Source organism: Pirellulales bacterium (genome assembly GCA_035533075.1).
In the GTDB taxonomy this organism is placed as follows: Bacteria; Planctomycetota; Planctomycetia; order Pirellulales; family JAICIG01; genus DASSFG01.
Window position 1 is genome coordinate 76,588 of record DATLUO010000039.1, and the last position, 24,448, is coordinate 101,035.

Consider the following 24,448-nt stretch of genomic DNA (forward strand, 5'->3'; position numbering starts at 1 on the left):
TTTGCCAATAACTGCCCCTTGTTCTATTTGGCCGGCCTTAACTAGGTCCGTTTGGGCAACTGCCGCGCCGCGAGCTGGTCGGCGATCCACTCGACCTGCCCGGAGCAATTGCGAAAGATTTGCGCGGGCCACTGGTCGGGATGATAGGGGCCGTGAAACACGTCGCGCAAGGCGATGGCTTTCTCGCCGCCGGCGACCAGAAAGAGCACTTTCTTGGCGTGACAGAGCACGGGCGCCGTCAGCGTGATGCGATGCGTGTGCAGCTTCTGCACCCAGTTGGCCACCACCCAACGCTGTTTTTCGTGCAGTGCGGCCGTTTGCGGAAAGAGCGACGCGGTGTGACCGTCGGGTCCCAGGCCCATCAAGGCCAGGTCGAAATTCGGCGGCTGGGCGGCGGGCGGCTGAAAGAACCGCCGTAGTTCGTCTTCGTAGGCCTGCGCGGCGGCCGCGGCGTCGGGCAGTTCGGCCTGGATGCGATGCACGTTCTCGGCCGGCAGCGGCACTTTCGAAAGCATGGCCTCCTGGGCCATGCGATAGTTGCTGTCGACGTGGTCCGGCGGAACGTGGCGTTCGTCGCCCCAAAAAAAGTGGATTTTGTCCCAGGCAAGCTGGCCGCGATACGGCGCATTGGGGTCCGCCAACAGAGCGTAAAAATCGCGCGGCGTCGAACCGCCCGACAACGCGACGGTAAACCGCCCCTGCTGCTGGACGGCCTTTTGTGCATAGGCCAAAAATGCCTCGGCGGCGGCGCGACTGAGCGCAACACCATTCTCGACGATTTTGATGTGGGGCGACGGTTGGGCCACGGCGTGCCTCGGTTCGGTTGCGATCGTGCAGTGGGACTGGCGAAGACCTGCCTTCTACTGAGGCATTATAACGTGAGCCGAGCGGAATAAAACGCCGGTCGGTTGAACTTCATCCGGCCGAGAATGCAATGTCGGCGGTGGCTGGGGCAGAGCTTGCCCAAGTGGCGGCCGGCGCTTCGCTTATCTCGGCGGCCAAGCGATGCCCCGGTTGGATGCACCGGGGCATCGCTTGGCCGTCAAGCTTTTGAAGGGCGCCAGCCGCTATCTGGCCAAGCTCTGCCCCAGCCACCGCTTTTCCTCGCGGCAAAACGTCTCATTCATGTCCGCGCGAAGTGTAACCCTTCCAGGCCAGCCCGACCTGGGCCGGCGGGTAGTTCCGAACGTCCCACAGGCCCGCGTCTGGCAGCAGCGCGAAATCGAACCGCTCGTCGGCCTCGACCACCAACACGCTGTCCAGCGGGGCAGCCTCCCACAACTGCCTCACGACATGCAGTAATTCATCGCGGCGGCTCACATAAAACTCGTAGGGCGGAGAGCAAAACACGACCCAAGGTCCGGCATGGGCCAGCTCGATCAAACGGTCCGGGCGACGGAACCAGACGAAGGTGTCGGCCGGCAGCACGGCGCAGGCCCCGGCCACGCCCAGCGTCGCGGCGTTGCGGCGAATGACGTCGGCCGTTGGAAAATGTTGCTCAAAGAACACCGCCGCCTTGGCACCGCGGCTGAGGGCCTCGAAACCAAGCGCCCCGGTTCCGGCAAACAGATCGATGGCCGTCGAACCCGACACGTCGCCCAACAGGTTAAAGACCGCCTCGCGAACGCGGTCTTTCATCGGCCGCGTCCGCGGGTCGCCCGTGCATTCCAGCCGCCGTCCGCGGAGCGAACCACCAATGATGCGCACGGAAATCGGCGCAGCTTGGGGAGTCGTTGCCTGCCGCGCGGTCGGTTTGCTCGCAGCCGGCCGGTCTGGAGAGGGTTTTTTGGGTCTGCGCGCCATGCCGCCGATCATCGCAGCTTACGGCCGCTTCGCCAACCGCCATCCGCCGGCACGAGCTGCACGGTGGCGGGAACCTGCGACTCTTCGCTCGGCGGATCATTGCCAAGCAGCTCATCGTCGAGTGGCTCATCGTCGAGCGGGCCGGGGTCCGACATCGCCGCGTCACCCGGCTCCGGCGGCTCCGGCGCTTCCAGGTCGGAGGCATCGTCGGACGGCCCGATCGCGCCCTGGTCATCCGCCTCCGGCAGGGGAGCGGTATCGCTGGGCGACGGCAAGTCCTCGCCTTGTCCGTCGGGGTTGTCGCCGTCGGGCATGGGCAGGTTGCCCGGCTCGTTGGCCGGCGAACCGTCGGGCGGCGTTTCCTGGCCCCCGGGCGGAGTCGCCGCCGGTGAACTCGACTCCGACGCGAAGAGCTGCCCGGGTTGGTCCATGAACTGCGGCATGGCGCCCCGCGTCGCCACGTTGGGCCGCGTGAAGCCATAGTTGATATAGTGGGCCGAGTCGCGCTCGCGGGCCCGTTTGCGGGCGTCGAAGTAGGCCTTCGCCGGCCACGGACCCTCGGCCAGATAGACGCCGTCGTATTCCAACAGCGAGTTCTTGCGGTAGTGGACCTGGAGAATGGCCACGTTGTAATCGATCAACGCCCGGTAGTAGGCGATCTCGGCATCGGCCAGGCGGCGCTGCGCGTCGAGCAGCATATCGAGCGTCGCCGTGCCCACGTCGTAAGATGCCTTGACCGCCTCCACTTGCTTGGCCGCCGCCACGCGACGATTGAAGGTGGTGCGGCTGACCTGATAGTTGCGGTCCAGATCGCGAATGGAGTTGGTCAGCACGTGCGAGAGTTCGAGCTCCTGGTCTTGCAAAAAGGCCCGCGATTGCGCCAGCACCAGCTCGGCGTTGCGCACGCCCGACATCGCCAGGCGAAAGCCGATGGGCATGGTGAAATTCAAACCAAGCTGCCAATTCTGATAGTTGCCGTTCCAAAGCGTGTTCCAGGCGCCGGAGTGGGGCAAGGCCGTGGCGGGGTTGAAAGAGACACCGTTGTAATTGACCAGGTCGTTGCCGAACCCGCCCCAATGGTACAGGGCCTGAGCGTCCAGGCGGGGCATCAGATAGTTACGCGACGCGATCAGTTTCAGCTCGTTTTGCTTGACCACGAACCGCTGCCGCCGCAGTTCGACGCTGCGCGTCAGGCCTTCGGTCAGCACGGCGTTCCAATCGAAGCGGACTTCCGCCGTGGTGGGGTCGTCGGAGGGGCGAATCAGCCGGCCGTCCGTGGGAGCCAGGCCCATCATGTAGCGCAACCGGCTTTCGGCCGTGTAGAGCAAGCCCAACGTGTTCTCCACCTGGGCGCGGAACAGGAAGTACTGCTCGCGAGCTTGGGCCTCCTTCTCGGCTTCGCCGCCTTTGGTGCCCGTGCGATAGAGTGCGTGGACTTTGCGCCAGGTCTGCAACGCGCTGTCGCGGCCGGCCTGTACGGCATTCAGGTTGCGGTAGTTGTAATAAAGGTCCCAATAAGCACGCTCCACGTCGCTGACCATGCCCCGCACGCCGGCCTCGAAATCGGCCAGCGTGATATCGACGTTCAAGCGGGCCAGCACGACGCCGTTGTAGGTGCCGGGCAGGCTGTTGGGGTTCAGCACCGGCCCGGTCGTGGCTTGGCCGGCAAACAAGCCGACGTTGCTGTTCGGCCCGGCGATGCGGTTGAATTCCACGCCGGAGCCTTGCAGCAACGGATGGCGAAACTCCATTTCGACAGCCGGCGTGTATGCCTGATGGTAGAGGTTCGCCGCGCTGTTGTTGGCATTGTAATTCGTCAATTCTCGGAAGAAGACGCGATCGCCGGTGGCGGTCACTTTGCCGATTTCCGCTTGTTGCTGGGCGTAGTTCTGCTCGAAGACGATCGGCTGAAAGCCGGTGAAGTGCTGGTTCTGCGGAAAATTGTTGTGCTGCCAGTACATCTGCGAATCGAGATAGGCGTCGAACTCGCTGAGGGCCGCTTCCACGCCGTTGCCGGTGTTGGTCTCCTGCATCGCCGGATTGTAGATCGTCTGGCTGGTTTGACTCGTTCCCAGGCTGGCCCCGGTACTTTGGCCCTGGGTCTGCAACAGGATGCCGGTGGGAGCGATCGTCTGGTTGGATGCCGGCAAACCGGGCGTGAACAGCAAACCGCCCAAATTGCGCAGCACCTTGCTGTTCGCCAGGGCCGTCCGCATCGCCTCTTCCAGCGTGACATCCCAGATTTCGTGGACTTCCGGATTGCTCAAGGTGAGCGGATCCTTGGCGTTCGCCACGTCGTCGATGCGGTCGGTTTCCACATCCGGATACTCGATCTGGGTCGCCATGCCGCGGTAATGCGACATGTCTTTGTCGTTGAACAAGTAGACGGGCTTGCTGGGAGTGCAGCCCGTGGCGAGCGTGGCGATGCAGGTGACAAGTGCCACACGTGCGCGAAGTCGGCGGTTCATCGATTTGCAACCCTGGTCCGCTTTGCATTTTGCCCGGCAGCACGCTTCATGCGCAGCGCGGGCGGAATATCCAGCAAAGCTTGTATCGGCGGCACAACCGGCAAACTTGGATGATTCTATTTATCCAGAAAGATCACCAGAACGGGACAAGTCGGTACAAACATCGCATCTTAACACAAATGCCCTTTGGCAAACTACCGTATCGCCGGCCCTTGCGAAGCTTGCGGCGCACCGCTTAACTTGATACGAATGCCCGCCTCATACTCAACCGGCCGATAGCCATGCTGATCTTCGATGCCCATCTCGACCTGAGCATGAATGCCCTGGAGTGGAACCGCGACCTGACGCGGCCGGTGAGCGAAATTCGCCGGCGCGAGGCCGGTCACACCGACAAGGTCGACCGCGGCCGAGGCACCGTCTCGCTGCCGGACATGCGAAGGGGCCAGGTCGGCCTGTGCGTGGCCACGCTTATCGCCCGCCATGTCAAACCCGACAATCCGTTGCCCGGCTGGCATAGCCCGGAAATCGCCTGGGCCCAGACCCAAGGACAACTCGCCTGGTATCGCGCCATGGAAGAGCAAGGCGAAATGGTGCAAATCGCCGACCGGCGATCGCTCGACCGGCACGTGGCCCTCTGGCAAGACACACCGCCGGACCGGACGCCGATCGGTTACGTGCTGAGCCTGGAAGGGGCCGATTCCATCCTCACGCCCGCCAGGCTCGAACGCTCCTATGCCCAAGGCCTGAGAGCCGTCGGGCCCGCGCACTACGGGCCGGGCACTTATGCTTTTGGCACGCATTCGTCGGGCGGCCTCGGCGCGGCCGGCCGCGAACTGCTCGCCGAAATGGACCGCCTGGGCATCATCCTGGATGCCACGCACCTTTGCGACGTCAGCTTTTGGGAAGCGCTCGATCATTTTCAGGGGCCGGTCTGGGCCAGTCATTCCAATTGCCGGTCGCTGGTGCCGGAAGAGCGGCAGTTCAGCGACCAACAGATCAAGGCCCTCGTGGCCCGGGGCGCGGTGATCGGCGCGGCGCTCGACGCCTGGATGATGGTGCCCGACTGGATTCGCGGCAAGACCTTGCCCGAAGAGGCGGGCGTCAAGCTGGAACATATCGTCGATCATATCGACCACGTCTGCCAGTTGGCGGGCAATGCGCAGCACGCGGCGATCGGCACCGACCTGGACGGCGGTTTTGGCCGCGAGCAGTCTCCGTTCGATCTCGACACGATCGCCGACCTCGCGCGCGTGCCCGACCTGTTGCGCCACCGCGGCTACCGCGAGTCCGACGTCGAGGCAGTCATGCACGACAACTGGATTCGCTTTTTGCGGTCGGCCTGGCGCGAATAGCGTGGATTCGGATTCTGTCGGGTGGGACTATTTGAGCGTCGGCAGCGAGGGGTTTCCTTTCTCGACGCCCAGCAACTCCACTTCGAACACGAGCGTGGCGTTGGGCGGGATGCCGCCGTTGCCGGCACCCTGCTCACCATAAGCCAGCCCGGAGGGAATAAAGAGTTGCCATTTGTCGCCCACCTTCATTAATTGCAGTGCTTCGGTCCAACCCGGAATCACGCGGTTCACGGGGAACGAAGCCGGCTGACCGCGGCGGTAGGAGCTGTCGAATTCGTTTCCGTTGAGGAGCGTTCCCTTGTAGTGCGCCTTCACGGTGTCGGTTTTTTTGGGCGTTTCGCCTTTGCCGCTTTTCAACACTTTGTATTGCAGCCCGCTGGGCAACGTCTTCACGCCCTCTTTCTTCTTGTTCTGTGCCAGAAAGGCCTTGCCTTCTTCTTTGTTCTTGGCACCCAGCTCGCGCAGCTTGGCAGTGCGCTTTTCCTGGACCAGCTTTTGAATCTCGGGCATGGCGTCCGTGCGGTCCTTTTCGCTCATCGTGGGCTCTTTGCCTTCCATAGCGTCTTTGAAAGCGGCTAACACGATCTCCTCGTCGAGATCGATCCCGATGTCGCTAAACTGAGCGACTTGCTTGCCCAGTTCATAGCCCTGCATATAGCTGAGCGCCTTGAGTAACCGGGCCTCGTCGGCCGTGGTCAGCTTCAGGCCAGTGCCCTTCTTCTTCGGCGCCGGCTTTTCGTCCTGGTCTGCGTCGGCGTCGTCATTGTCGGCCGGCTGCGCGTCAGCCGCGTCGCGCGCTGGCTTGGCGGCGGCCGGCGCGGTGACGTTTTTCTTCTGCGGCGGATCCGCGGCGAAGGCAAAGGCCCCGGCCATCGCCAGCATGAAACATGAAAACAGAAACAATCTCATGAGAGCAGTCCTCTTCTGATAAGGGTTAGGATTCGTCGGCCACGCGCCGCTGCGTGATTTCGATGGCTTTCAGCAGGCCGCGGGCCTTGTTCAACGTTTCTTGATATTCGCTGGCCGGCAGGCTGTCGGCCACGATGCCCGCCCCGGCTTGCACATACGCCCGCTCGCCCTTGAGCACCATCGTTCGCAGGGCGATGCAGGTGTCCATGTTTCCGCTGAAATCGAAGTAACCGACCGCCCCGGCGTAGGGTCCGCGGCGGTGCGGCTCCAGTTCGTCGATGATCTGCATGGCCCGCACCTTGGGCGCGCCCGACACCGTGCCCGCCGGCAGACAGGCCCGCAAAGCATCGAAGGCGTCGCGCCCCTCGGCCAACTGCCCCGTCACATTCGACGTGATATGCATCACGTGGCTATAGCGTTCGATCGTCATCACGTCGGTCAGCTCGACCGATCCGTAGCGGGCCACACGCCCCACGTCGTTGCGGCCCAAGTCGACCAGCATTACGTGTTCGGCACGCTCCTTGGGATCGGCGAGCAATTCTTTCGCCAAGCGGCGATCTTCTTCCTCGGTTTTGCCGCGTTGGCGCGTGCCCGCCAAGGGCCGCACCGTCACTTGGCCATCCACCACGCGCACCAGGATTTCGGGCGAGCTGCCCACCAACGTGGTCTGCGGCAGCCGCAAGTAGAACATGAACGGACTGGGATTGACCACCCTCAGCGTGCGATAAATCTCGAATGGCGGGGCTGCGACGGAGATCTCCAGCCGCTGGCTGAGCACCACCTGAAAGATGTCGCCGGCCCGAATATACTCCAGGCACTTTTCGACCGCCCGCTCGAAGCTCGGCCGGTCGAAGTTCGACTGATATTGGACGTGCGGCTCGCCCCCCAGGTCGATGTCGGCCAGGCACAGCTTGCCTTCGACCGCCGCCAGCCGCGCCACCAGCCGGTCGACCCGCTCGCAGCCCGCGGCATATTCGTCGGCCAAGGCGGCATCGTCGCCACTGACGCGGGCCATCGCCACCACCAGCATCGTCTTGCGCACGTTGTCGAAGACCACCATGTGATCGAAAAAGGCGAAGGCCAGGTCGGGCAACTGGCGGTCGTCGGCCGGCGGATGCGGCAAGTGCTCGGTGTAGCGCACCGTGTCGTAGCCGGCGTAGCCGACCGCGCCACCGCAGAAGGGCGGCAATTCGGCTAGCGTGGCCGCTCTCACCGACGCGATCCGCCGCCGCAGCTCTTCCAGCGGATCGGCCGATTCGAACTCCTCGACACGCGCGGGACCGGCGGCATTCGGCGCCGTGACGACGACGCGCCGCCCCCAGGCCTCGATCAACAGAAAGGGATCGCCGGCCAGAAAGCTGTAGCGGCCCACTTTTTCGCCGCCGATCACGCTTTCGAACAGGCAGGCGCAACTGCCGCTGTCGAGCTTGCGAAAGGCGGTCACGGGCGTGAGCATATCGCCGGCGAGCTGCCGATAGACCGGCACAAGCTGCACGCCCCGCGCGATGCGGCGGAAAGCGTCGAAATCGGGAAAATACATCATGCCGGATCGGCCCACCGCGGCGGGATTGCTCCGGACATCGCTGGCGGCGTATCAAGTCATCGTTCAGGGGCGTAATGCTTCCAGCTTAGCAGCGGGGCGGGGCCAGGGCAACTTGCCGCCGTCGCCCGGCAGCGAAAGTGGCGCCTTTTGAACCGCGATTAACACGGGGTTCCGCCCTATTTCTTCTTGGGCTTGACGAAGAGCGGCTTCAAGGGGAGGGAAAACCCCGGCAGGACGTCGCCGCCGGTCAGGGTCGCGTTTTCGTCGAGCAGGGTTGAAGCGTCTTTGCCGGTAAACACTTCAATGGTCTTTTTGCGCGGCTCCTTCTCCCCGCCTTACTCTTGCCGGCGCCGGCCGTCGGTGTCTTTCCAGGCCAGATGGGCCTCGGCCTCGATTCCCTTGATCCAGGCTCTCTGTACCTCCGCCTGGTCTTCCTGCGCCACCTCGTTGTAAAGCGGAAAGGGATCGGCCAGAAAGCCCGCCCTGAGAACTTCGCGAGCGGGCTCGACGCTGACGACGCGCACCACATAGGCCGCGGTCTGCGGCTGGTTCATCGCCTCGCCGGCCGAACCCACGCTGAGGCTGAACACCTCGCGCATGAAATCGGCGCCCGGCGCCTCGACGCCTTCGACTTCGCTGATCCTGAGCGGCGACCGGTTGTCGGCGTTGGCGCTGCCGCGCGTCAGCCAGGAGAAGGCCGGCGTCTCGGCGACCGTCAGCCCCGCGCGGTCGGCCAACAGATCCTTCAGCGGCTTGCCGGCCTTGTTGGCCTCCTCGGCCAGTTTCTTGGCCTTGGCCACGGCCAGATCGCGGGCCTTCGTCATCTTCCAGGCGCGGAGAACTTTCGAGCGCACGTCGGCGAACTCCGGCACGTACGCATCGACCTCTTCCGTCTTCCACACCAAGTAACGGTTCGCCTCCACGTCCTGCACCGTGGTGCTTTGGAACTTCGCCATGGCCCGATAGGCGATAAACAAGAAGGCCGCGCTCCCCTGATCGCCCCGCGCTTCGGCCAGATCGGGATACTTCTCCTTGAACTCGCGCTGGGTGAGCATGCCCGTCTGCATTTCCGTCAGCCCTTGGGCCTCGGCAAGCTTATCGAGGCCGGGCATCTTGGTTTCGGCCTCATCGGCGTCGAGGTGGCGGCTGAACTTGCGCATTTTGTCGCGCACGACTTGCAGCGCCGCGTCGATCTTCTGGTTCGCCTTCTCGCGGGCCAGCTCTTTGCGGATCTCGTTCTCGACCTTCCACAGCGGCGCGTGTTTGGGATGCGGTCCCTGACGGATGTCTCGCCGCAGCAGGTACTCGTCGGTGATCGGCGGTGCCACGGCTGGGCGCTTCGTGGTCTTGGGCTTTTTGCCGACCGTCGGCTCATCGGGCGACATGGCGGCGGCGCCGTCCTTGTCGGACCCGGCCGGTTTGCCGGTGTCGTGGGGCGATGCGGCGGGCTGCTCGACATCCGGGCTTGGCTTGGTATCGGCGGACGGCTCTTCTTCATCGGCGGCCAGCAGGCCGGCAACTGCCGCCGTCGGACCAGCGAGTAATTCGGCAACGTGACGCTTTGCACGCCATAGCGACGATTGCGGCTTTTTGTTCTCGCCCGCTTTCTTGTCGCCGCCTTGTTCGTCCGTCGGCTTCTGTTCGCCGTCGGTGGCCTCGTCGGTTTTCGCTTTGTCGGCGCCGTCGTCGGCCGGCTTCTCGGCTGGTTCCTTCTCGTCCGACTCCGAAGGCTTTTTCTCCTCGTCCGGCGTAGACTCGTCGTCTTCGTCGGACAGCGCGTATTGGTCCCACAAGTAGCGTGTGTCTTTGAACTTTTCGTAATGCTCTTTGATCTCGTCCTCGGTTACGGCGGCCTCGTCCAAGAACTTCTCGAACTGGGCGACGACGACTTGAAAGGCGGCTTTCTTGGGTTCCTTGAAGCCCGGCGTGGGCGAGGCCGGATCGGGTTCCTGCTCCTTGTGAGCGTCGAAGAACGCTTGCAGGTCTTCCGTCGGCGCGTCGGCCACTTCGCCAATGAAATCTTCGACGCGCACGGGAGCGACTTCCACGCTGGCCCGTTGCTTTTGCCGGCGGTAATAGTCCCAGCGCTGGGCGGGCGTGGATTGCCCGGCGCCGGCAAGCGAAATGTCGCGCAGCCGTTTGGCCATCAGCTCGCCGCGCAGCGCCTCGAATAACTGGGGCTGAGTCGCGCCCAGTTGCTTTACGATGTCGTTGAAGACTTGCGGTTTGATCTGATCGTTCGTGAAGTCGCGGAGGTATTTATTGATGGCGCCGTCGCTGATGACCATCCCCATTCGCCGTGCGCGCTCGTCGAGCACCCACATTTCGACGACCGCTTCTTCCGTCGCGGGGCCAAACACGCGAGCGGCAATCTGCTGTGCGAAGATCTCGGCAAAATTGGCCGGCATCTTCGCTCCCGCAGTCCAGCACTCGGCCAGAAAATTGATGGCCAGCCGGCGGCGGTTCATCAACTGCCGCACTTCGCTGTCGCGGAGTGCGTGGTCGTAAGCCGTGGCCACGACCGGATCTTGCGATTGCTGCATGCGGTCCGAATCCATCGACACCAGGCCGCCGACGGAGAACCCCACCATGCACATGATCGCCAACAGCGCGTACATGGCTTTTTGGTGCTTGCGGAATACATTGAAGGGCGACGACATCTTGACAGCCAGGTAGGGCAAATACTAATGAGTGAACGAAACCACGCGAACTTCCGTGGCGGTGCATTTTAGGCCGTGTTGACGTAAATGCAATCCCAAGAACGAAGTAGGACGCCTCGAACCACCCTTTTCAATGGCTAAAAAGCATGGCTAAACGCACCTCCAAACCCACGGGCACCTCGCGTGCCGCGCCAAAAAACGCCGGCGGCAAGTCGCTGGTGATCGTCGAATCGCCCGCCAAGGCACGCACCATCAGCGGCTTTTTGGGCCGCGAGTTCGTCATCGAAGCCAGCATCGGCCACGTGCGCGATCTGCCGCAAGGTGCAAAGCAAATGCCGGCGGAATTGAAGAAAGAAACCTGGGCCTACCTGGGTGTGAACGTCAACGACAATTTCAGCCCGGTCTACATCGTGCCGCCCGGCAAGACCGAGCAGGTCCGCAAGCTTCGCGGGCTGGTGAAAGACGCCAAAGAACTCTACCTGGCCACGGACGAAGACCGCGAAGGCGAGGCCATAAGCTGGCACCTGCTCGAGCTGCTCAAGCCCAAGGTGCCCGTGCGACGGCTGGTGTTTCACGAAATCACCAAAGAGGCCATCCAAGAAGCCCTGGCCCACCCGCGCGACATCGACGACGACCTGGTCCGGGCACAAGAGACGCGCCGCATCCTCGACCGGCTTTACGGCTATGAAGTCTCGCCGCTCTTGTGGCGGAAGGTGCGGCCCAAGCTGTCGGCCGGCCGCGTGCAAAGCGTGGCCGTCAAGCTGATCGTGGAGCGCGAGAAGCAGAGGATGGCGTTCGTCGCCGCCACCTACTGGGACCTGCTTGGCCTGTTCGCCAAACAGACCGGCCAGGAGCTGGAAGCCGGCATCGTCAGCTATCAGGGCCAGCAGATTCCGGCGACCAAAGATTTCGATCCGGCCACCGGCAAGCTCAAGGATCCGTCGCTGCTGCTCTTGAATGAACAGCAGGTGGCCGACCTGGCCCGGCGGCTGCGGCAAGCCGAGTTTCACGTCGCTTCGGTTGAAACCACGCCGTATACCTCGAAGCCGTATCCGCCCTTTACCACCAGCACGCTGCAACAAGAAGCGAACCGCAAGCTCGGCTTCACGGCGCGACGCACGATGCAGGCCGCCCAAAGCCTCTACGAGAACGGCCACATCACCTACATGCGCACCGACTCGACGAACTTGGCCAAGGTGGCGATCGACGCCGCCCGCGAGTTGGTCGAGGCGCAGTACGGCCGCGAATATCTGCCCAGCCAGCCGCGGATTTACGCGACCAAGGTGAAGAACGCCCAGGAGGCGCACGAGGCGATCCGCCCGGCCGGGCATCCGTTTGCCATGCCTGAAGCATTGCGGGCCGAACTTTCCCCCGACGAATTCAAGCTCTACGACCTGATCTGGAAGCGGACGATCGCCAGCCAGATGGCCGACGCGCGCGGGCGGCGGATCACGGTGGCCATCGAGGGCGGCGAAGCGGTGTTCAAGGTGGGCGGCAAGACGATCGACTTCGCAGGTTATCTGCGGGCCTACGTGGAAGGCTCCGACGATCCCGAAGCCGAGCTGGCCGACCGCGAGACGGTGTTGCCCTCGGTCGAAGTGGGCGAGAAGGTCGACTGCCGCGAGTTGGAGACGAAGTCGCACACCACGCAGCCGCCCAGCCGCTACAACGAGGCCACGCTCACCCGTGCCCTGGAAGAAATGGGCATCGGCCGGCCCAGCACTTACGCGTCGATCATCGACACGATTCTGGCCCGCGACTACGTGTTCAAACGCGGCAACGCACTGGTGCCCACGTGGACCGCGATTGCCGTGGCCCAGTTGCTCGAAGGGCACTTGCCCAAGCTGGTCGATTACCAGTTCACGGCCCAGATGGAAGACGATCTCGACGCCATCAGCCGCGGCGAGCAAAAGTCGGTCGACTATCTGAGCAACTTTTATTTCGGCAACGGCCAGGACGGCCTGAAGAAGCAACTCGAGCACAAGGTCGAGGTGATCAACGCCCGCGAGGTGTGCCAGGTGTTGGTGGGCACGCCGGACGGGGCCGAGCCGGTTTATGTGCGGGTCGGCAAGTTCGGCCCCTACGTGCAACAGGGCGAGCGCCGGGCCAGCGTTCCCGACGGCTTTCCGCCCGACGAGTTGACGCTCGACAAGGCGATGGAAATGCTGGGCCAGGCCGCGCAGGCCGAGGAGCCGTTGGGCATCTGCCCGCAGACGCACAAGCCGGTGTTTCTCAAGACCGGGCGGTTTGGCCCTTACGTGCAGCGCGGCACGCCCGACGACGAAGAGAAGCCGCGGAACGCCTCGTTGCTCAAGGGGATGCGCCCCGAAGAAATCACGCTGGAAACGGCGCTCAAGTTGTTGTCGTTGCCGCGCGAGCTGGGCCCGCATCCTGACGGCTCTTCTATGGCCGGGCAAGCGGTGGTGGTGAGCAACGGCCGATTCGGTCCGTACGTGAAGTGCGGACCGGAGACGCGTTCGTTGCCGGCCGACGTCTCGCCCCTGGAAGTCAGCCTCGATCGGGCCTTGGCCTTGCTGGCGGAGCCCAAGAAGGCCCGCCGCGGCTTTGGCGCGCCGCAGGAACCGTTGCGAGTTTTGGGCGATTCGCCGGCGACGAAGCAGCCGATCCGACTGTTGCAGGGCCGCTACGGGCTGTATGTGGCCGATGGCACGAGCAACGCTTCGTTGCCCAAGGGCCTGATGCCGGAGGAACTGACGCTGGACCGTGCCGTCGAGCTTCTGGCCGAGCGAGCGGCGCGTGGGCCCGTGAAGCGTCCGGTCCGCCGCGGCCGCACCGGGCAGACCTCGACCGCCGGCAACGGCGGGCCGAAGGCCAAGCGGCCGGCAAAAAAAACCAAGAAAGCGGCGGTTAAGAAGAAGCCGAAGAAGTAAACGTGCTCGATCCGGTCGGCCTCCTCCAATTGCTGCGCGCTCCCGACGGCGTGGGAGTCCGGCGGGATGGCAACGCGGCGACTTGCTCGCAAACGCTGGGCACAGCTATACTTCACGCGGCCAAGAACGAAACGGCCGATCGCCGACAGGTTTCGCCCATGCTCGACCGAAAATTCATTGTCGAAAACGCGGACGCGGTGAAGGAGAACTGCCGGCGGCGCGGCGTGCAGGCCGACGTCGACCGCCTGCTCGAACTCGACGCCGCGCGGCGAGACAAACAGGCCCAGGTTGAAGACCTCAATCGCCGGGCCAACGAGGTCTCCAAGTCGATCGGCAAGGCCCAAGACGCCGCCGAGCGCGAGTCGCGAAAAAACGAAGGCCGCGAGTTGCGCGACCAGACCGCCGCCGCCCAGACCGCGCTCGACGCCCTTCTGGGAGAAATCGACGTCATCCAGCGCGGCATTCCCAACATGTCGCACCCCCAGGCGCCGCCGGGCGCGGGCGACGAGGCCGCCGTCGAGGTGCGCCGCGGCAAGACGCCGCACCGCGAGTTCGATTTCAGGCCGCTCGATCACGTCGAGCTGGGCGAACGGCTGGGCCTGATGGATTTCGAAGGAGGGGCCAAAGTCACCGGGCACGGATTCTATTTCCTCAAGAACGAGGCCGTGCTCTTGGAGTTGGCCCTGCAACGCTACGCGCTCGACCTGCTGCTGGCCGAGGGTTTTACGCCCACGATCACGCCCGACCTGGCCCGCAACGAAATCCTGCAAGGCATCGGCTACATTCCGCGCGGCCCGGAGACGCAAATCTACAGCATTGCCGACAGCGACCTGAGCCTGGTGGCGACAGCCGAAATTACGCTGGGCGGTCTGCTGGCCGACACGGTTCTGGAGGCCGAGGAGTTGCCGATCAAGATGTGCGGCATCAGCCATTGCTATCGCACCGAGGCGGGCGCTCACGGCCGGGCCACGCGCGGACTTTATCGCGTCCACCAATTCACCAAGGTCGAGATGTTCGCCTTCACGGCCCCGGAAGAAAGCGAGGCGACGCTCGATTATTTTTGCGGGCTGGAATGCCGGCTGTTTGACGGGCTGGAGATTCCTTACCGCGTGATCGACACGGCCACGGGCGACCTGGGCGGTCCGGCCTATCGCAAGTTCGACTTGGAGGCCTGGATGCCCGGCCGGGGAGAGCGCGGGGAGTTCGGCGAGGTCACCAGCACGTCGAACTGCACCGACTACCAGGCGCGGCGGTTGGGTGTCCGCTATCGCCGGAAGGGCGAAAAGGGAACCTCGTTCGTCCACACGCTCAACGGCACGGCGGTGGCGATCAGCCGCGCGTTGATCGCCGTGTTGGAGAACCATCAGCAGGCCGACGGTTCCGTGTTGCTTCCCGCCGCCTTGCGGCCGCTGGTCGGCAAAGAGCGCATCGTTCGCCCGTAACGTGGACCCTGTGACTTAGTCGCGCCGCATCTCTGCCTCCACCTTGACCGCGCCGTCGTGTAGAATGGCACTGTGGCGGATACTCTTTTCCAGAATGGGAGAATCAACACATGCCCACACTGGTCATCGAAAACGTGCCGGTATCGCTTTACGACCGAATTCAGCATCTGGCGAAGAGCCGGCAGCGGACGCCGGCGGATACCGTCCTCGAAGTGCTGGAGACGGCGTTTCGCAGCACGACGCCGACCCTCACGGAAGGGCCCTTGCCGCAGGAGCCGTTCTTGACGCAGGAGATTTGCGCCCCGTTCAACCTGCCGTGGCCGAAAGGCGAGCGTGTTGTTCCGATCGAGATCGCCGAGTACATTCCCACAGCTCACGACTTGCCGGAATAAGTAATGTTCACCATTCCTGCTTTGAGCGACGTCTTGACGCAAGGCGATGTTCTGGACGACTGTCCGCTGGTCCGTTTGAGCGCCGATTCAATACCAGCCGATCCACGTGCCATGGCGGTAGAACGATGGTTGGCTCGCGTCATCGTCCTGACCCAGGCATGCGACCTGGCGCAACCAAAAACCGACCTCGTTCTTGTGGCGCCCGTTCGCGACGTCGGGAAGTTAGTTGAACAAGGCGTGTTGAAGGGGAACGTCGTTCGCGATCATGTGCGCCGTCATTTGGTTTTCGGCTGGTACTTCATGCCCGCGGCGGCCACCCCGATCTCACTGCCGGAATCGCTGATCGACCTGCGCGACGTCCATTCGGTTCCGCGCGCCGTACTCGAGCAATTGATTGGCGGCGGCAAACGGATTGCGAGCCTGGTGCCCCCTTACCGCGAGCACTTGGCGCAGCATTTCGCCGTCACGTACATGCGCGTCGCTTTGCCGGAACCGTACGCGACGCAACCGTGAGGGTTCTCTATAAGTTGCTGTACTTGACGCGGGTGGCAATGAACTATCATCGGTGGCGGGGTCCCGGTGCGCGGGGAGCCGAGATCGAATAGCTGGGCCGCCTTCTTCGGAGACGCCCCCTCTTGACACTGTTATATGACAGTGTAATATATGGGCATGCAGCCGCGATGGAAGATTGCTGAATTGGCGGAGGTGGCGGGCAGGGCGCTGGCGAACGCCGGACAACACGAACAGCCCTCGGCCAGGGTGCGCGATGTGCCGGACCTGCGGACCATCCGCTATTACACCACGCTGGGAATTCTCGACCGGCCGCTGGAGATGCAGGGACGCACGGCCTACTATGGCCGGCGGCACCTCTGGCAGTTGCTGGCCATCAAACGCTTGCAGGCCGAAGGGGCCACGCTGGTCCAGATTCAAGAGCGGCTCGCCGGGGCCGACGACCGCAGCTTGAAGAAGCTGGCGAATTTGCCCGCTCGACTGGCATTCGGCGAACGCACTGCCGATAACGGCAAGCCTTCGCCCGTGCCAGAGGCGACAAGAAAAACGTTTTGGGCGGATGCGGCCGCCGTGTCACCGGCCTCGGTTCCATCGGCGCAAGCATCGCCGTCGATCGTGCAGTCGGCGCTGCACGTCAATCTGGCCGAAGGGGTGACGCTGGTAATCGAAGGGGTCGAGCAGGGGGCGTGTAGTGCGGATACGCTGGCGGCGCTCGAAGCAGCCGCTCGGGGCGCGACACGGGGCCTGGTGAAGCAATTGCGCCGCCTTGGTTTTACGGCGGCACAGGAAGGAACCGGTTATGATCCGAGCCATTCGACCGTTGGAAACCCATGACGTAAGCCCGCTTCAAGAGGAAGAGGCCGGCTTCGGCGCGCTGCGCACCGAGCGCGGCTGCCTGCCGCTGACGGCGCTCGACGTCCGCGGCAAAATCTGCGGCTTGCACGCGCACACCGTCGTGCGGCAGACGTTTCACAACGCTTTCGCGGAGGCGATCGAAGCGACGTACATCTTTCCGTTGCCCGACCGCGCGGCGGTGACCTCGTTCACCATGCGCGTGGCTGGCCGGCTGATCGAAGGCGCGCTGCGCGAGCGGCAGCAGGCCCGCGAAGAGTACGACCAGGCGATCGCCGCCGGGCACCGGGCCGCCATCGCCGAAGAGGAGCGCAGCGGCACGTTCAGCCTGCGCGTCGGCAACCTGCCGCCGGGCGAGGATATTTCGGTCGAGTTGACGCTGGTCGGCCCGCTCACCGTGACCCGCGGCGAGGCCGAGTTTCGCTTTCCGCTGGTCGTCGCACCGCGTTACGTGCCGGGCGTGCCGCTCAACGGGCCGCCGGTCGGCCTGGGTGTCGGGCACGACACCGACCAGGTTCCCGACGCCTCGCGCGTTACTCCACCGGTGTTGTTGCCCGGCTTTCCCAATCCCGTGCGGCTGTCGCTGGAGCTTGAATTCGACGCGGCCAGCATGCCGACGACGCCCGAATCGCTCGCGAAATCGCTCCGCTCCAGTCTGCACGGCGTGATCGTCGACGAAACAGCGGGACTGACCGTGCGCGTGCAGCCGGCCGAGCGGTTGGACCGCGACTTTATTCTGCGGTGTACTCTGGCGACCGAGCGGGTGGTGAGCGTGCTCTCGTGGACCCCGGCGGTGGAATCGCGCCCCGGAACCTTCGCTTTGTCGCTCGTGCCGCCGGCCGAGCTTGCCGACCGGCCGCCGCAGCCTCGCGACGTGGTGTTTGTGCTCGACCGTTCGGGCAGCATGAACGGTTGGAAGATGGTCGCCGCGCGCCGGGCAGTTGGCCGGCTGCTCGACACACTGCTGGAGCACGACCGCTTCTGCGTGCTGGCGTTCGATAATGCGGTCGAGTTCTCGCCCGAAACGAAGCGGCAGCTCGCCGCGGCGGGCAACCGCGCGCGTTGGCGGACGATTGAATGGCTGGGCGGCGTCGATGCCCGTGGCGGCACCGAACTGGCCGGCGCGCTGAGCGAAGCGGTCGGCTTGCTGGCCGCGGGCGATGCCGCGCGCGAGCCGGTGATCGTGCTGATTACCGACGGCCAGGTGAGCGGCGAAGATTCGCTTTTGAAGACGTTGGCCCATGCCGCGCACGGCCGCCCGCCGCGGGTGTTTGCCGTGGGCATCGACCGGGCGGTGAATGCCGGCTTCTTGCGTCGCCTGGCCGACCTGGGCCGAGGTGCTTGCGAGTTGGTCGAATCGGAAGACCGCCTCGACGAGGTGATGGACAAGCTGCACCGCTTGACGAGCGCCCCGGCGCTGCGCGAAGTGCGGCTGGAACCGATCGGCTGGCGTTGGCAGGACGATAGCCTGGCGCCGGCGCGGTTGGCCGACGTGTTCGTCGACCGGCCTGTGACCCTCTTTGGCCGGCACACTGCCGCAGGCGGCAACTTGCGGATGCGCGTGCAAGGCACCGACGCCGCGGGCCGGTCCTGGCAGCACGAAGTTTGCGGCGCCGCGACGACCGGCGACTTGCTGACGAGTCTGTGGGGTCGGGCCCGCGTGCGCGACCTGGAAGACCGCTACGCCAGCCGGTTGGGGGCGGAAGACAAAAAGCTGGCCGAGCAAATCGTGGCCGTCTCGCTGGAGAGCCACGTGCTCTCGCGGTTCACGGCCTATCTGGCGATCGACCGATCGGAGGTCGTCAACGCCGACGGCAAGCCGCGCGAGATACTTCAGCCGGTCGAGCTGCCGTCGGGATGGGAACAGCCGGAACCGCTCTTTTGCAGAGCCGCTCCTGCCAGCGGGTTTGTTCTGTATTCTTCCGCGGCGGCTCCGGCCGCGGGGGCACACATCGGCGGTTCCAAGGCACGCCTGCGGCAAAGCGGCGGCGCACCGTTGGACCGGCTGAAGGCGGCGGCCGATTCGTTCAAGTCGCCCGGTTGGTTTTCGCCGCGCCGCACGCGACTTAAGGCACTGATCGACGCATTAGTGGATCTCGAGTCGCAGTTGCAGGCGTTGCGACACCCTCGCTTGCCGGAGGTGAGCGAGTTGATCGAACGCGGCCGCGAGCTGCTGGCCGGGTACAACCGCGGCGCGAAGCAACCGCCGTCGGCGTCGGGCGTTGAGGAATACGTCGCGAAGATCCAGACGCTGATCGAGGAATTGCGGCAGACGCCCGGCCTGGTGCGGGCCGGGTTTTGGAAGTGATCGGCGGGCACCTCCCGCGTGCCTGGCCTGACCCATAACTATCCCAACTATCCAACTATTCTGACCGCGTTTGCCTGCCGTGCTTGGCGTGTTACGCTGGATGTTCGGGCCGCCACAACGCCGACTGTCGGAGAAAAATTGCCATGATACAGCCTGTTCGCCAAGAGTTGCTGAGCGCACTTGCCGAGTTGAGCGGGGCCATGCCCGACGTGCGATTCGGCCAGCTCATCGCGAATCTATCGACTCTTGCCCGCGGCTTGTCGGCCGAAGGGCTTTGGGATGCCGAAGACGAAGAACTGCTGGCCGCGGCGCGCGAGCAATTAGCTTATGTCGCCGAGCACGCGGCCCAGCCCGACTGAACAGCCATGGCCGTCGTTTATCCCGCCTGCCGCTGGTAAAGCGCCACCGGGCTGGTGCGGATGTGCAGGTCGAGCTGCGGGAACGCGATGTCGATGCCCTCGTCGCGGAAACGGTCGTGAATCTTGGCGTGAAGGTCGTGCGTCACCGTCAGCCGGTTCTCCAGGTTCGGCAGGTAACAACGCAACACCAGGTTCAGCGCGCTGTCGCCAAAGCCTTCGAAACTGGCCATCGGCGCGGGGTCTTTGAGCACGAACGGGTTCTCGGCCGCCGCCTGCAGCAATAACGCGCGGGCACGGTCGACGTCGGAGCCGTAGGCCACGCCCACGTTCACCGTGACGCGGTTCATCTGGTCGCTCAGCGTCCAGTTGAGCACCCGGCCGGTGATGAATTCCTTATTCGGAACGATCAACTCCTTGCGGTCGAAGTCGGTGATCATCGTGGCGCGGATGCGAATGCGCGAGACCACGCCGCTGATGTCGTCGACCGTCACCACGTCGCCCACGCGAATCGGGCGTTCGAACAGAATGATCAAGCCGGATATGAAATTGGCGAAAATCTCTTGCAAGCCGAAGCCCAAGCCGACGCTGAGGGCCGCCACCAGCCAATGCACCTTCGACCAGGTGATGCCCAAGAGCGCGCAGGCCACGATGATGCCCGTCGCCGCAATGGCGTAGCGAAAGAGCGTCGTGACGGCGTAGCGGGTGGCCGGTTCCAGCGGCAGCCGCTGTAAGAGCACAATCTCCAACAGGCCGGGGATGTTGCGCGTGGCGACCAGCGTCAGCACGAGGGAGATCACCGCTTCCAGCAAATGCACCACGTTGATCGGCTGCGGAAGCGCGGCTCCCCCGCCTGCGTCTACCACCGAAACGTGCCACAGCGGGACATTCAGCACTGACAGCGCCGGCAGCACGTCGGCCCAAATCAGCCCTAATCCGGCGGCCAGCCCGGCCATCAAGGCGGTCTGCACAAAGCGCTGCGTTTGCAAGTTGATCGTCGTCAGGTCGAGCTGACCCTCGGCGGCGGCCGGCACGGCGGGCAACTCGGCCCCGTCGGGACCGCGCGGCTCGTGCTGCACGGCCGCCCGACGCAACCGTGCCTGCCGAATGGCCAAGCGCCGCCGCATGATCAGCAGCCAACGCAGCAACAGCGCGCCGCTGATCAAGAACGCCACCAACAACCAACCGGTGGCGTGAAACCGCCAGGCAAGCTGCCGGGCCGTATAGTAATAGCCGAGACCCGCCAACACGGCCAGCGCCAGCGGGCTGGCGGTCAGCAGCGGATGCGCGAGGTAGTGCATGCGGTCGACCCATCCGCCCTGGCGGTATGCCCGGAACTCGTGCAAAACGCCGCCGACCGGCCTGAGCACGCGGTGCAGGAACACCGAGAGGGCCGTCATGGCCACGATAAACAGCATGCGGTTCAAGGCCAGCCAACGGTCGTTTTCCAGGGCGTGCATGGTGGCGCCCGCCAGGGTGATCGGCAGCACGAGCGGCATGAACCAGCGGAGCTGCTTGCGGAGCAACCGCGTGCTGTGTTCGGGCCAGCCGAAATGCGCCGTGCCCAGTCCGCGGCCACGACAGACTTGTCGCAAAAACTCCATCGAGGCCAAGGCGACGGCGCTAAAGATCAGGCCGTGGGCCAATGCCCGGTCCAACTCCGACCTTCCCGGCGCGTGCTCCAAGAGCGACCCGAACATCGCCAACAGCAGAGGCCAGGGGGCCGCCATGAGCAGCGTGAAGATCAATGCCCGCAACGTCAGGCTCATGTCGTCGGCGGTGCCACGGGCGGCCTGTTCGCCAAGCTGCCGGACGCGCTGGCGCATGTTCGGCTGCGTCGCCAACAGGGCCAGAAACAACAGGGCCGTCAGACAGCAGGGCAAGGCGTTGGCCTTCGCGCTGCGGACGAGCTGCCCGCCGACGGCCAGCCAGTCTTGAGGCCGAGCGAGCCCGCGGAGCGCCTCGCCGGCCGCGGCGAGGTCGCCTGTGCCCAGCCGCGAGGTGCTGCGCACCCAGAGAATGCGTTCGTCGATGTAGTCGCTCTGACCTGCGATGGCGTCGAACAATTCCTTGTCGGCGGTGGTCACCGAGGCGATTTCGCGTAGGTAGCTGTCGTAAGCGCTGCTCAGCGAGTCGATCAGCTCGCGACGGGTCTGCAGCAAGCGCCGCACCTCGGCCTGGAGCGCTTCGCGGGGCGAGTGCGAGGCCGACAGATCGAGGCCGCGCAGCACGCTCTCGGCCCGCTGGTCGATGTCGCCCAGTTTTTTTCGTTGCTCGGTGAGGTTCAGCGATTCCACCTGCACCGACTCGATCTTCGATTGCGGCAGCCGCCCGGCTTCGAGCTGCCGGCGGTGGCGAAGCAGGTCGGTGCGGCATTGCAGGAAGTACGGTCCGAGCTGCTGGGTCAGGCCCAGCTCAACCCTTTTTTTTACGTCTTTGAATTCGCGGTCCAGATCGTTGAGTGCGTTAGTAAACTCGACCGCTTGCTTCGAGGCCGCTGCCACGTCGTTGTTGACATTGGCGACGCGCCGGGCAAGGTCTTCGTTTTCTTCAGCGATGCCGCGCAACTCGGGATAGGCGTGCTGCTTCTCGCGTTTGGCGGTGCTGAGCTTGGCTTCCGCCTCGCGCTGCCGCCGCGAGTGCAGAAGTTTTTGCCGGTCGACTACCAACTGCTTGCGCACGGCCACCTGACGCTCGGCCAGATCGTGCTGCTTGGGGAGCAGTTCGTCTTCGGCATTGTAGCTTTCTCGCTCGCTTGTGCAGCAGGCGACTTCCTGGGTGAGCGCCTTTTGGCAGGCGGCCAACAGTGCTTGCTTGGCCGCGGTCATTTCCTTTGGTTCGTCGGCGACGGCCAGTGCCGTAAGCTGCGTGGATATTTCACTCAGCTTCTTGTTGGCCGCCTCGATCTGGTCCGGGATGCTCTTCAGCCGCCGTTCAGAGCGACGTTGCGGCTCGGCTTCGAGCTTCGTCAATTCCTCTTGCGCTTGGGCCAAGGCGTCTTGTGCCGCGGCCAGTTGCGTCTCCAGCTCGGCCGCGGTGGCGCCGGCCGGCACATCGGGACGCTCGACTTCGGGCGGCTGGTCGAGCTCGAGGCGCACTTCGCGCAGGAGCTCCGGCGCCGTCTGCGCGGCTGTTTTGAACTTGGCGGATTGCTTGACCAGCGCCTCGGCGCGGTCGAGTTCGGTCAGCGCATTCTGGTAGACTGCGACGATTTCGGCCTTGGCATTGTCGTCGAGTTGCGTGGCGGCCTTGACCTGCGCCATCTGGGTCTTCAGTGACTCGGCCGTGACCTCGGGCAGATTGGCCGCGACCGCTGGCGTAGGCGGCGCGCTGGCCGCTTCGGCAAGGGCCTGCGACGGCAAAAGGCCGCCCAACAGCGCCGCGAAACGGCAACCCCACTTCACAGGGCGTAAAGTATTCATGCTCGCGAGTCCCTCCCTGTCCTCGGTGCGACACCTTCGCAAGTTTTGGCCGCCGGAACAAGGCCACTTCGGGTGGCGACAGTCAGACTTCCTGCACTCCGCCCGTGGCAAAAAAGAGCTTCAGCGCGTGCAGGTTGGCGGCCACGTCGTGTACGCGAACGATCCCGACGCCTTGGCTGGCCAGTGCCAAAGTGACGCCGACGGTGCCCGCCGTGCGGTCGGCCATCTTATCGCCGATGATTTTGCCGATAAAACCCTTGCGCGAGTGGCCGACCATCAGCGGGCAACCCAGGCCGTGAAACCGCCGGCAATGCGCCAACAGCGTCACGTTGTGCTCGTGCGTCTTGCCGAAGCCGATGCCCGGATCGAGCGCGATCCGCGACGGCAGGATGCCGGCGGCCAACAGGGCGTCGCGGCGCTGACGGAGGTAGTCGTAGACGTCGGCCACCACATCCTGATAGGCCGGGTTGTCCTGCATGGTCTGCGGCGTGCCGGGCATGTGCATGGCACAAACGGCGGCCTGCGCGTCGAGCGCCGTTTCGATCATCTGCTCGTCGCCGGCCAGCGCGGTCACGTCGTTGATGATCTCCGCCCCGGCGGCCAGCGCCTCGCGGGCCACGGCCGCCTTGGAAGTGTCGATCGAGATCGGCAGGCCGGTTTGCTCGACCAGCGCCTGCACGACCGGCAGGACGCGGCGCAACTCTTCGCTGGCTTCGACCGGCTGCGAATAGGGCCGGGTGCTCTCGCCACCCACGTCGATCAGGTCGGCGCCTTCGGCCGCCATCCGCAGGCCGTGCTCGATCGCCGCCGGAACGCCGGCAAATTGGCCGCCATCGGAGAAGCTGTCGGGCGTGACGTTCAGAATGCCCATCACCAGCGGCCGCGCCGGAAAATCGAGCCGGCGCGTGCGGAGTTGCCAGTGGCTTGCGCGTTGAGGCACGTTCATCACCACGGCGCTTCCATCATCGAAATCACTTGCACGGCCAACCACTGCACGTCTTGCATCTCGGCACTGCTGGTCGACTGGCCCAACTCGGGAAACAGGTTGGCCGACTGGTCGATCGGATTGAGGCTGGGCGGCAAGGGCACGTTGACCGGTTGGCCAAGCTGGTCGCCGTTGCGGTTCACCCAACTGGCCGAGATTTGCAGCGTGAACTGCGACTCGCGAGGTTCATCGGTGAAGCTCTCCATGAGGACTTGCTTGGTATCGGTGATGATCCGCACGGTCAAGACGCTGTCGGCGTCGGGCGTATTGACGACTTTGTAGGGCGTCACCTGTTCGATCCGTTTGACGACGGCTTCCGTCAGCCACTCGCCCAAATAGCGGCGATAGCTGGTCGACTCGATCATCGGCACGTAGACGGTCTGGATGTCGGGAGCGTAGAGGCTGCGTGCCCCCATGCGATAGTTCACGCAGCCCGGTGACGCGAAGAGCAACAGCACAAGCAGCGAGGGCAGGAAATTGCAAATTGCAAATTGCAAATTGCAAATTGCAAATTGCCCGACGCCTGATGCCTGACGCCTGACGCCTGACCTGTAA

At 64.3% G+C, this 24,448-nt stretch carries 18 protein-coding genes; 8 read left to right on the plus strand and 10 right to left on the minus strand.

The genetic code is table 11. The features are described from left to right. Nucleotides 1–41: 41 nt before the first annotated feature. From pgl to VNH11_04810, 3 genes are all read right to left on the minus strand, one after another. On the minus strand, nt 42–806 hold the full coding sequence (gene pgl, locus VNH11_04800) for a 6-phosphogluconolactonase (GenBank protein ID HVA45686.1): 765 nt from the start codon (nt 804–806) through the stop codon (nt 42–44). Nucleotides 807–1,119: 313 nt separating this feature from the next. Further along, entirely contained in the window at nt 1,120–1,707 is a 588-nt protein-coding gene (locus tag VNH11_04805) for an RsmD family RNA methyltransferase (GenBank protein ID HVA45687.1), read from the minus strand. Between the two features lie 104 nt (nt 1,708–1,811). After that, nucleotides 1,812–4,271, minus strand: coding sequence for a TolC family protein (locus VNH11_04810; GenBank protein HVA45688.1), 2,460 nt, complete (start codon nt 4,269–4,271; stop codon nt 1,812–1,814). 281 nt (nt 4,272–4,552) lie between these two features. On the opposite strand from VNH11_04810, the gene VNH11_04815 reads away from it, so the two are divergent. Beyond that, nucleotides 4,553–5,623, plus strand: coding sequence for a membrane dipeptidase (locus VNH11_04815; protein ID HVA45689.1), 1,071 nt, complete (start codon nt 4,553–4,555; stop codon nt 5,621–5,623). A 27-nt stretch (nt 5,624–5,650) separates the two neighbouring features. Here the strand turns inward: VNH11_04815 and VNH11_04820 are convergent, their stop codons facing one another. The 4 genes from VNH11_04820 to VNH11_04835 all read right to left on the minus strand — a co-directional run bounded on the left by VNH11_04820 (nt 5,651) and on the right by VNH11_04835 (nt 10,756). Beyond that, nucleotides 5,651–6,532: an FKBP-type peptidyl-prolyl cis-trans isomerase gene (locus tag VNH11_04820; GenBank protein HVA45690.1), complete on the minus strand. Its 882-nt coding sequence runs from the start codon at nt 6,530–6,532 to the stop codon at nt 5,651–5,653. A gap of 25 nt (nt 6,533–6,557) precedes the next feature. Then, on the minus strand, nt 6,558–8,075 hold the full coding sequence (trpE, locus tag VNH11_04825) for an anthranilate synthase component I (protein ID HVA45691.1): 1,518 nt from the start codon (nt 8,073–8,075) through the stop codon (nt 6,558–6,560). Nucleotides 8,076–8,251: 176 nt separating this feature from the next. Beyond that, nucleotides 8,252–8,374, minus strand: coding sequence for a hypothetical protein (locus VNH11_04830; protein ID HVA45692.1), 123 nt, complete (start codon nt 8,372–8,374; stop codon nt 8,252–8,254). A gap of 36 nt (nt 8,375–8,410) precedes the next feature. Further along, a complete protein-coding gene (locus tag VNH11_04835) occupies nt 8,411–10,756 on the minus strand; it encodes a SurA N-terminal domain-containing protein (protein HVA45693.1) in 2,346 nt (781 codons plus the stop codon). A 125-nt stretch (nt 10,757–10,881) separates the two neighbouring features. Here VNH11_04835 and topA point away from each other — a divergent pair, with 125 nt between their 5' ends. The 7 genes from topA to VNH11_04870 all read left to right on the plus strand — a co-directional run bounded on the left by topA (nt 10,882) and on the right by VNH11_04870 (nt 19,489). Continuing rightward, entirely contained in the window at nt 10,882–13,626 is a 2,745-nt protein-coding gene (gene topA, locus VNH11_04840) for a type I DNA topoisomerase (GenBank protein HVA45694.1), read from the plus strand. A 158-nt stretch (nt 13,627–13,784) separates the two neighbouring features. Then, on the plus strand, nt 13,785–15,068 hold the full coding sequence (serS, locus tag VNH11_04845) for a serine--tRNA ligase (GenBank protein ID HVA45695.1): 1,284 nt from the start codon (nt 13,785–13,787) through the stop codon (nt 15,066–15,068). 110 nt (nt 15,069–15,178) lie between these two features. Continuing rightward, a complete protein-coding gene (locus VNH11_04850) occupies nt 15,179–15,460 on the plus strand; it encodes a hypothetical protein (protein HVA45696.1) in 282 nt (93 codons plus the stop codon). 3 nt (nt 15,461–15,463) lie between these two features. Beyond that, entirely contained in the window at nt 15,464–15,973 is a 510-nt protein-coding gene (locus VNH11_04855; GenBank protein ID HVA45697.1) for a hypothetical protein, read from the plus strand. A 156-nt stretch (nt 15,974–16,129) separates the two neighbouring features. Next, complete coding sequence (locus VNH11_04860; protein ID HVA45698.1) at nt 16,130–16,804, plus strand: MerR family transcriptional regulator; 675 nt, start codon at nt 16,130–16,132, stop codon at nt 16,802–16,804. Further along, complete coding sequence (locus VNH11_04865; GenBank protein ID HVA45699.1) at nt 16,770–19,130, plus strand: VIT domain-containing protein; 2,361 nt, start codon at nt 16,770–16,772, stop codon at nt 19,128–19,130. Before VNH11_04860 ends, VNH11_04865 begins: the two co-directional genes overlap by 35 nt. A 143-nt stretch (nt 19,131–19,273) precedes the next feature. Further along, on the plus strand, nt 19,274–19,489 hold the full coding sequence (locus VNH11_04870; protein ID HVA45700.1) for a hypothetical protein: 216 nt from the start codon (nt 19,274–19,276) through the stop codon (nt 19,487–19,489). 17 nt (nt 19,490–19,506) lie between these two features. Here the strand turns inward: VNH11_04870 and VNH11_04875 are convergent, their stop codons facing one another. The 3 genes from VNH11_04875 to VNH11_04885 form a co-directional block, all read right to left on the minus strand. Further along, entirely contained in the window at nt 19,507–22,908 is a 3,402-nt protein-coding gene (locus VNH11_04875) for a mechanosensitive ion channel domain-containing protein (GenBank protein ID HVA45701.1), read from the minus strand. Nucleotides 22,909–22,990: 82 nt separating this feature from the next. Next, nucleotides 22,991–23,854, minus strand: coding sequence for a dihydropteroate synthase (gene folP, locus VNH11_04880; protein HVA45702.1), 864 nt, complete (start codon nt 23,852–23,854; stop codon nt 22,991–22,993). Next, a complete protein-coding gene (locus VNH11_04885) occupies nt 23,854–24,390 on the minus strand; it encodes an LptE family protein (GenBank protein HVA45703.1) in 537 nt (178 codons plus the stop codon). The genes folP and VNH11_04885 overlap by 1 nt, the downstream gene beginning before the upstream one ends. Between the last annotated feature and the right edge of the window lie 58 nt (nt 24,391–24,448).

What these genes read in the sequence shown, in the direction of transcription:
- VNH11_04810 (HVA45688.1), bottom strand. Translation starts at nt 4,271, where the DNA reads ATGAACCGCCGACTTCGCGCACGTGTGGCACTTGTCACCTGCATCGCC.
- VNH11_04815 (HVA45689.1), top strand. Translation starts at nt 4,553, where the DNA reads ATGCTGATCTTCGATGCCCATCTCGACCTGAGCATGAATGCCCTGGAG.
- VNH11_04820 (HVA45690.1), bottom strand. Translation starts at nt 6,532, where the DNA reads ATGAGATTGTTTCTGTTTTCATGTTTCATGCTGGCGATGGCCGGGGCC.
- trpE (HVA45691.1), bottom strand. Translation starts at nt 8,075, where the DNA reads ATGATGTATTTTCCCGATTTCGACGCTTTCCGCCGCATCGCGCGGGGC.
- topA (HVA45694.1), top strand. Translation starts at nt 10,882, where the DNA reads ATGGCTAAACGCACCTCCAAACCCACGGGCACCTCGCGTGCCGCGCCA.
- serS (HVA45695.1), top strand. Translation starts at nt 13,785, where the DNA reads ATGCTCGACCGAAAATTCATTGTCGAAAACGCGGACGCGGTGAAGGAG.
- VNH11_04850 (HVA45696.1), top strand. Translation starts at nt 15,179, where the DNA reads ATGCCCACACTGGTCATCGAAAACGTGCCGGTATCGCTTTACGACCGA.
- VNH11_04855 (HVA45697.1), top strand. Translation starts at nt 15,464, where the DNA reads ATGTTCACCATTCCTGCTTTGAGCGACGTCTTGACGCAAGGCGATGTT.
- VNH11_04860 (HVA45698.1), top strand. Translation starts at nt 16,130, where the DNA reads ATGCAGCCGCGATGGAAGATTGCTGAATTGGCGGAGGTGGCGGGCAGG.
- VNH11_04865 (HVA45699.1), top strand. Translation starts at nt 16,770, where the DNA reads ATGATCCGAGCCATTCGACCGTTGGAAACCCATGACGTAAGCCCGCTT.
- VNH11_04870 (HVA45700.1), top strand. Translation starts at nt 19,274, where the DNA reads ATGATACAGCCTGTTCGCCAAGAGTTGCTGAGCGCACTTGCCGAGTTG.
- VNH11_04875 (HVA45701.1), bottom strand. Translation starts at nt 22,908, where the DNA reads ATGAATACTTTACGCCCTGTGAAGTGGGGTTGCCGTTTCGCGGCGCTG.
- folP (HVA45702.1), bottom strand. Translation starts at nt 23,854, where the DNA reads ATGAACGTGCCTCAACGCGCAAGCCACTGGCAACTCCGCACGCGCCGG.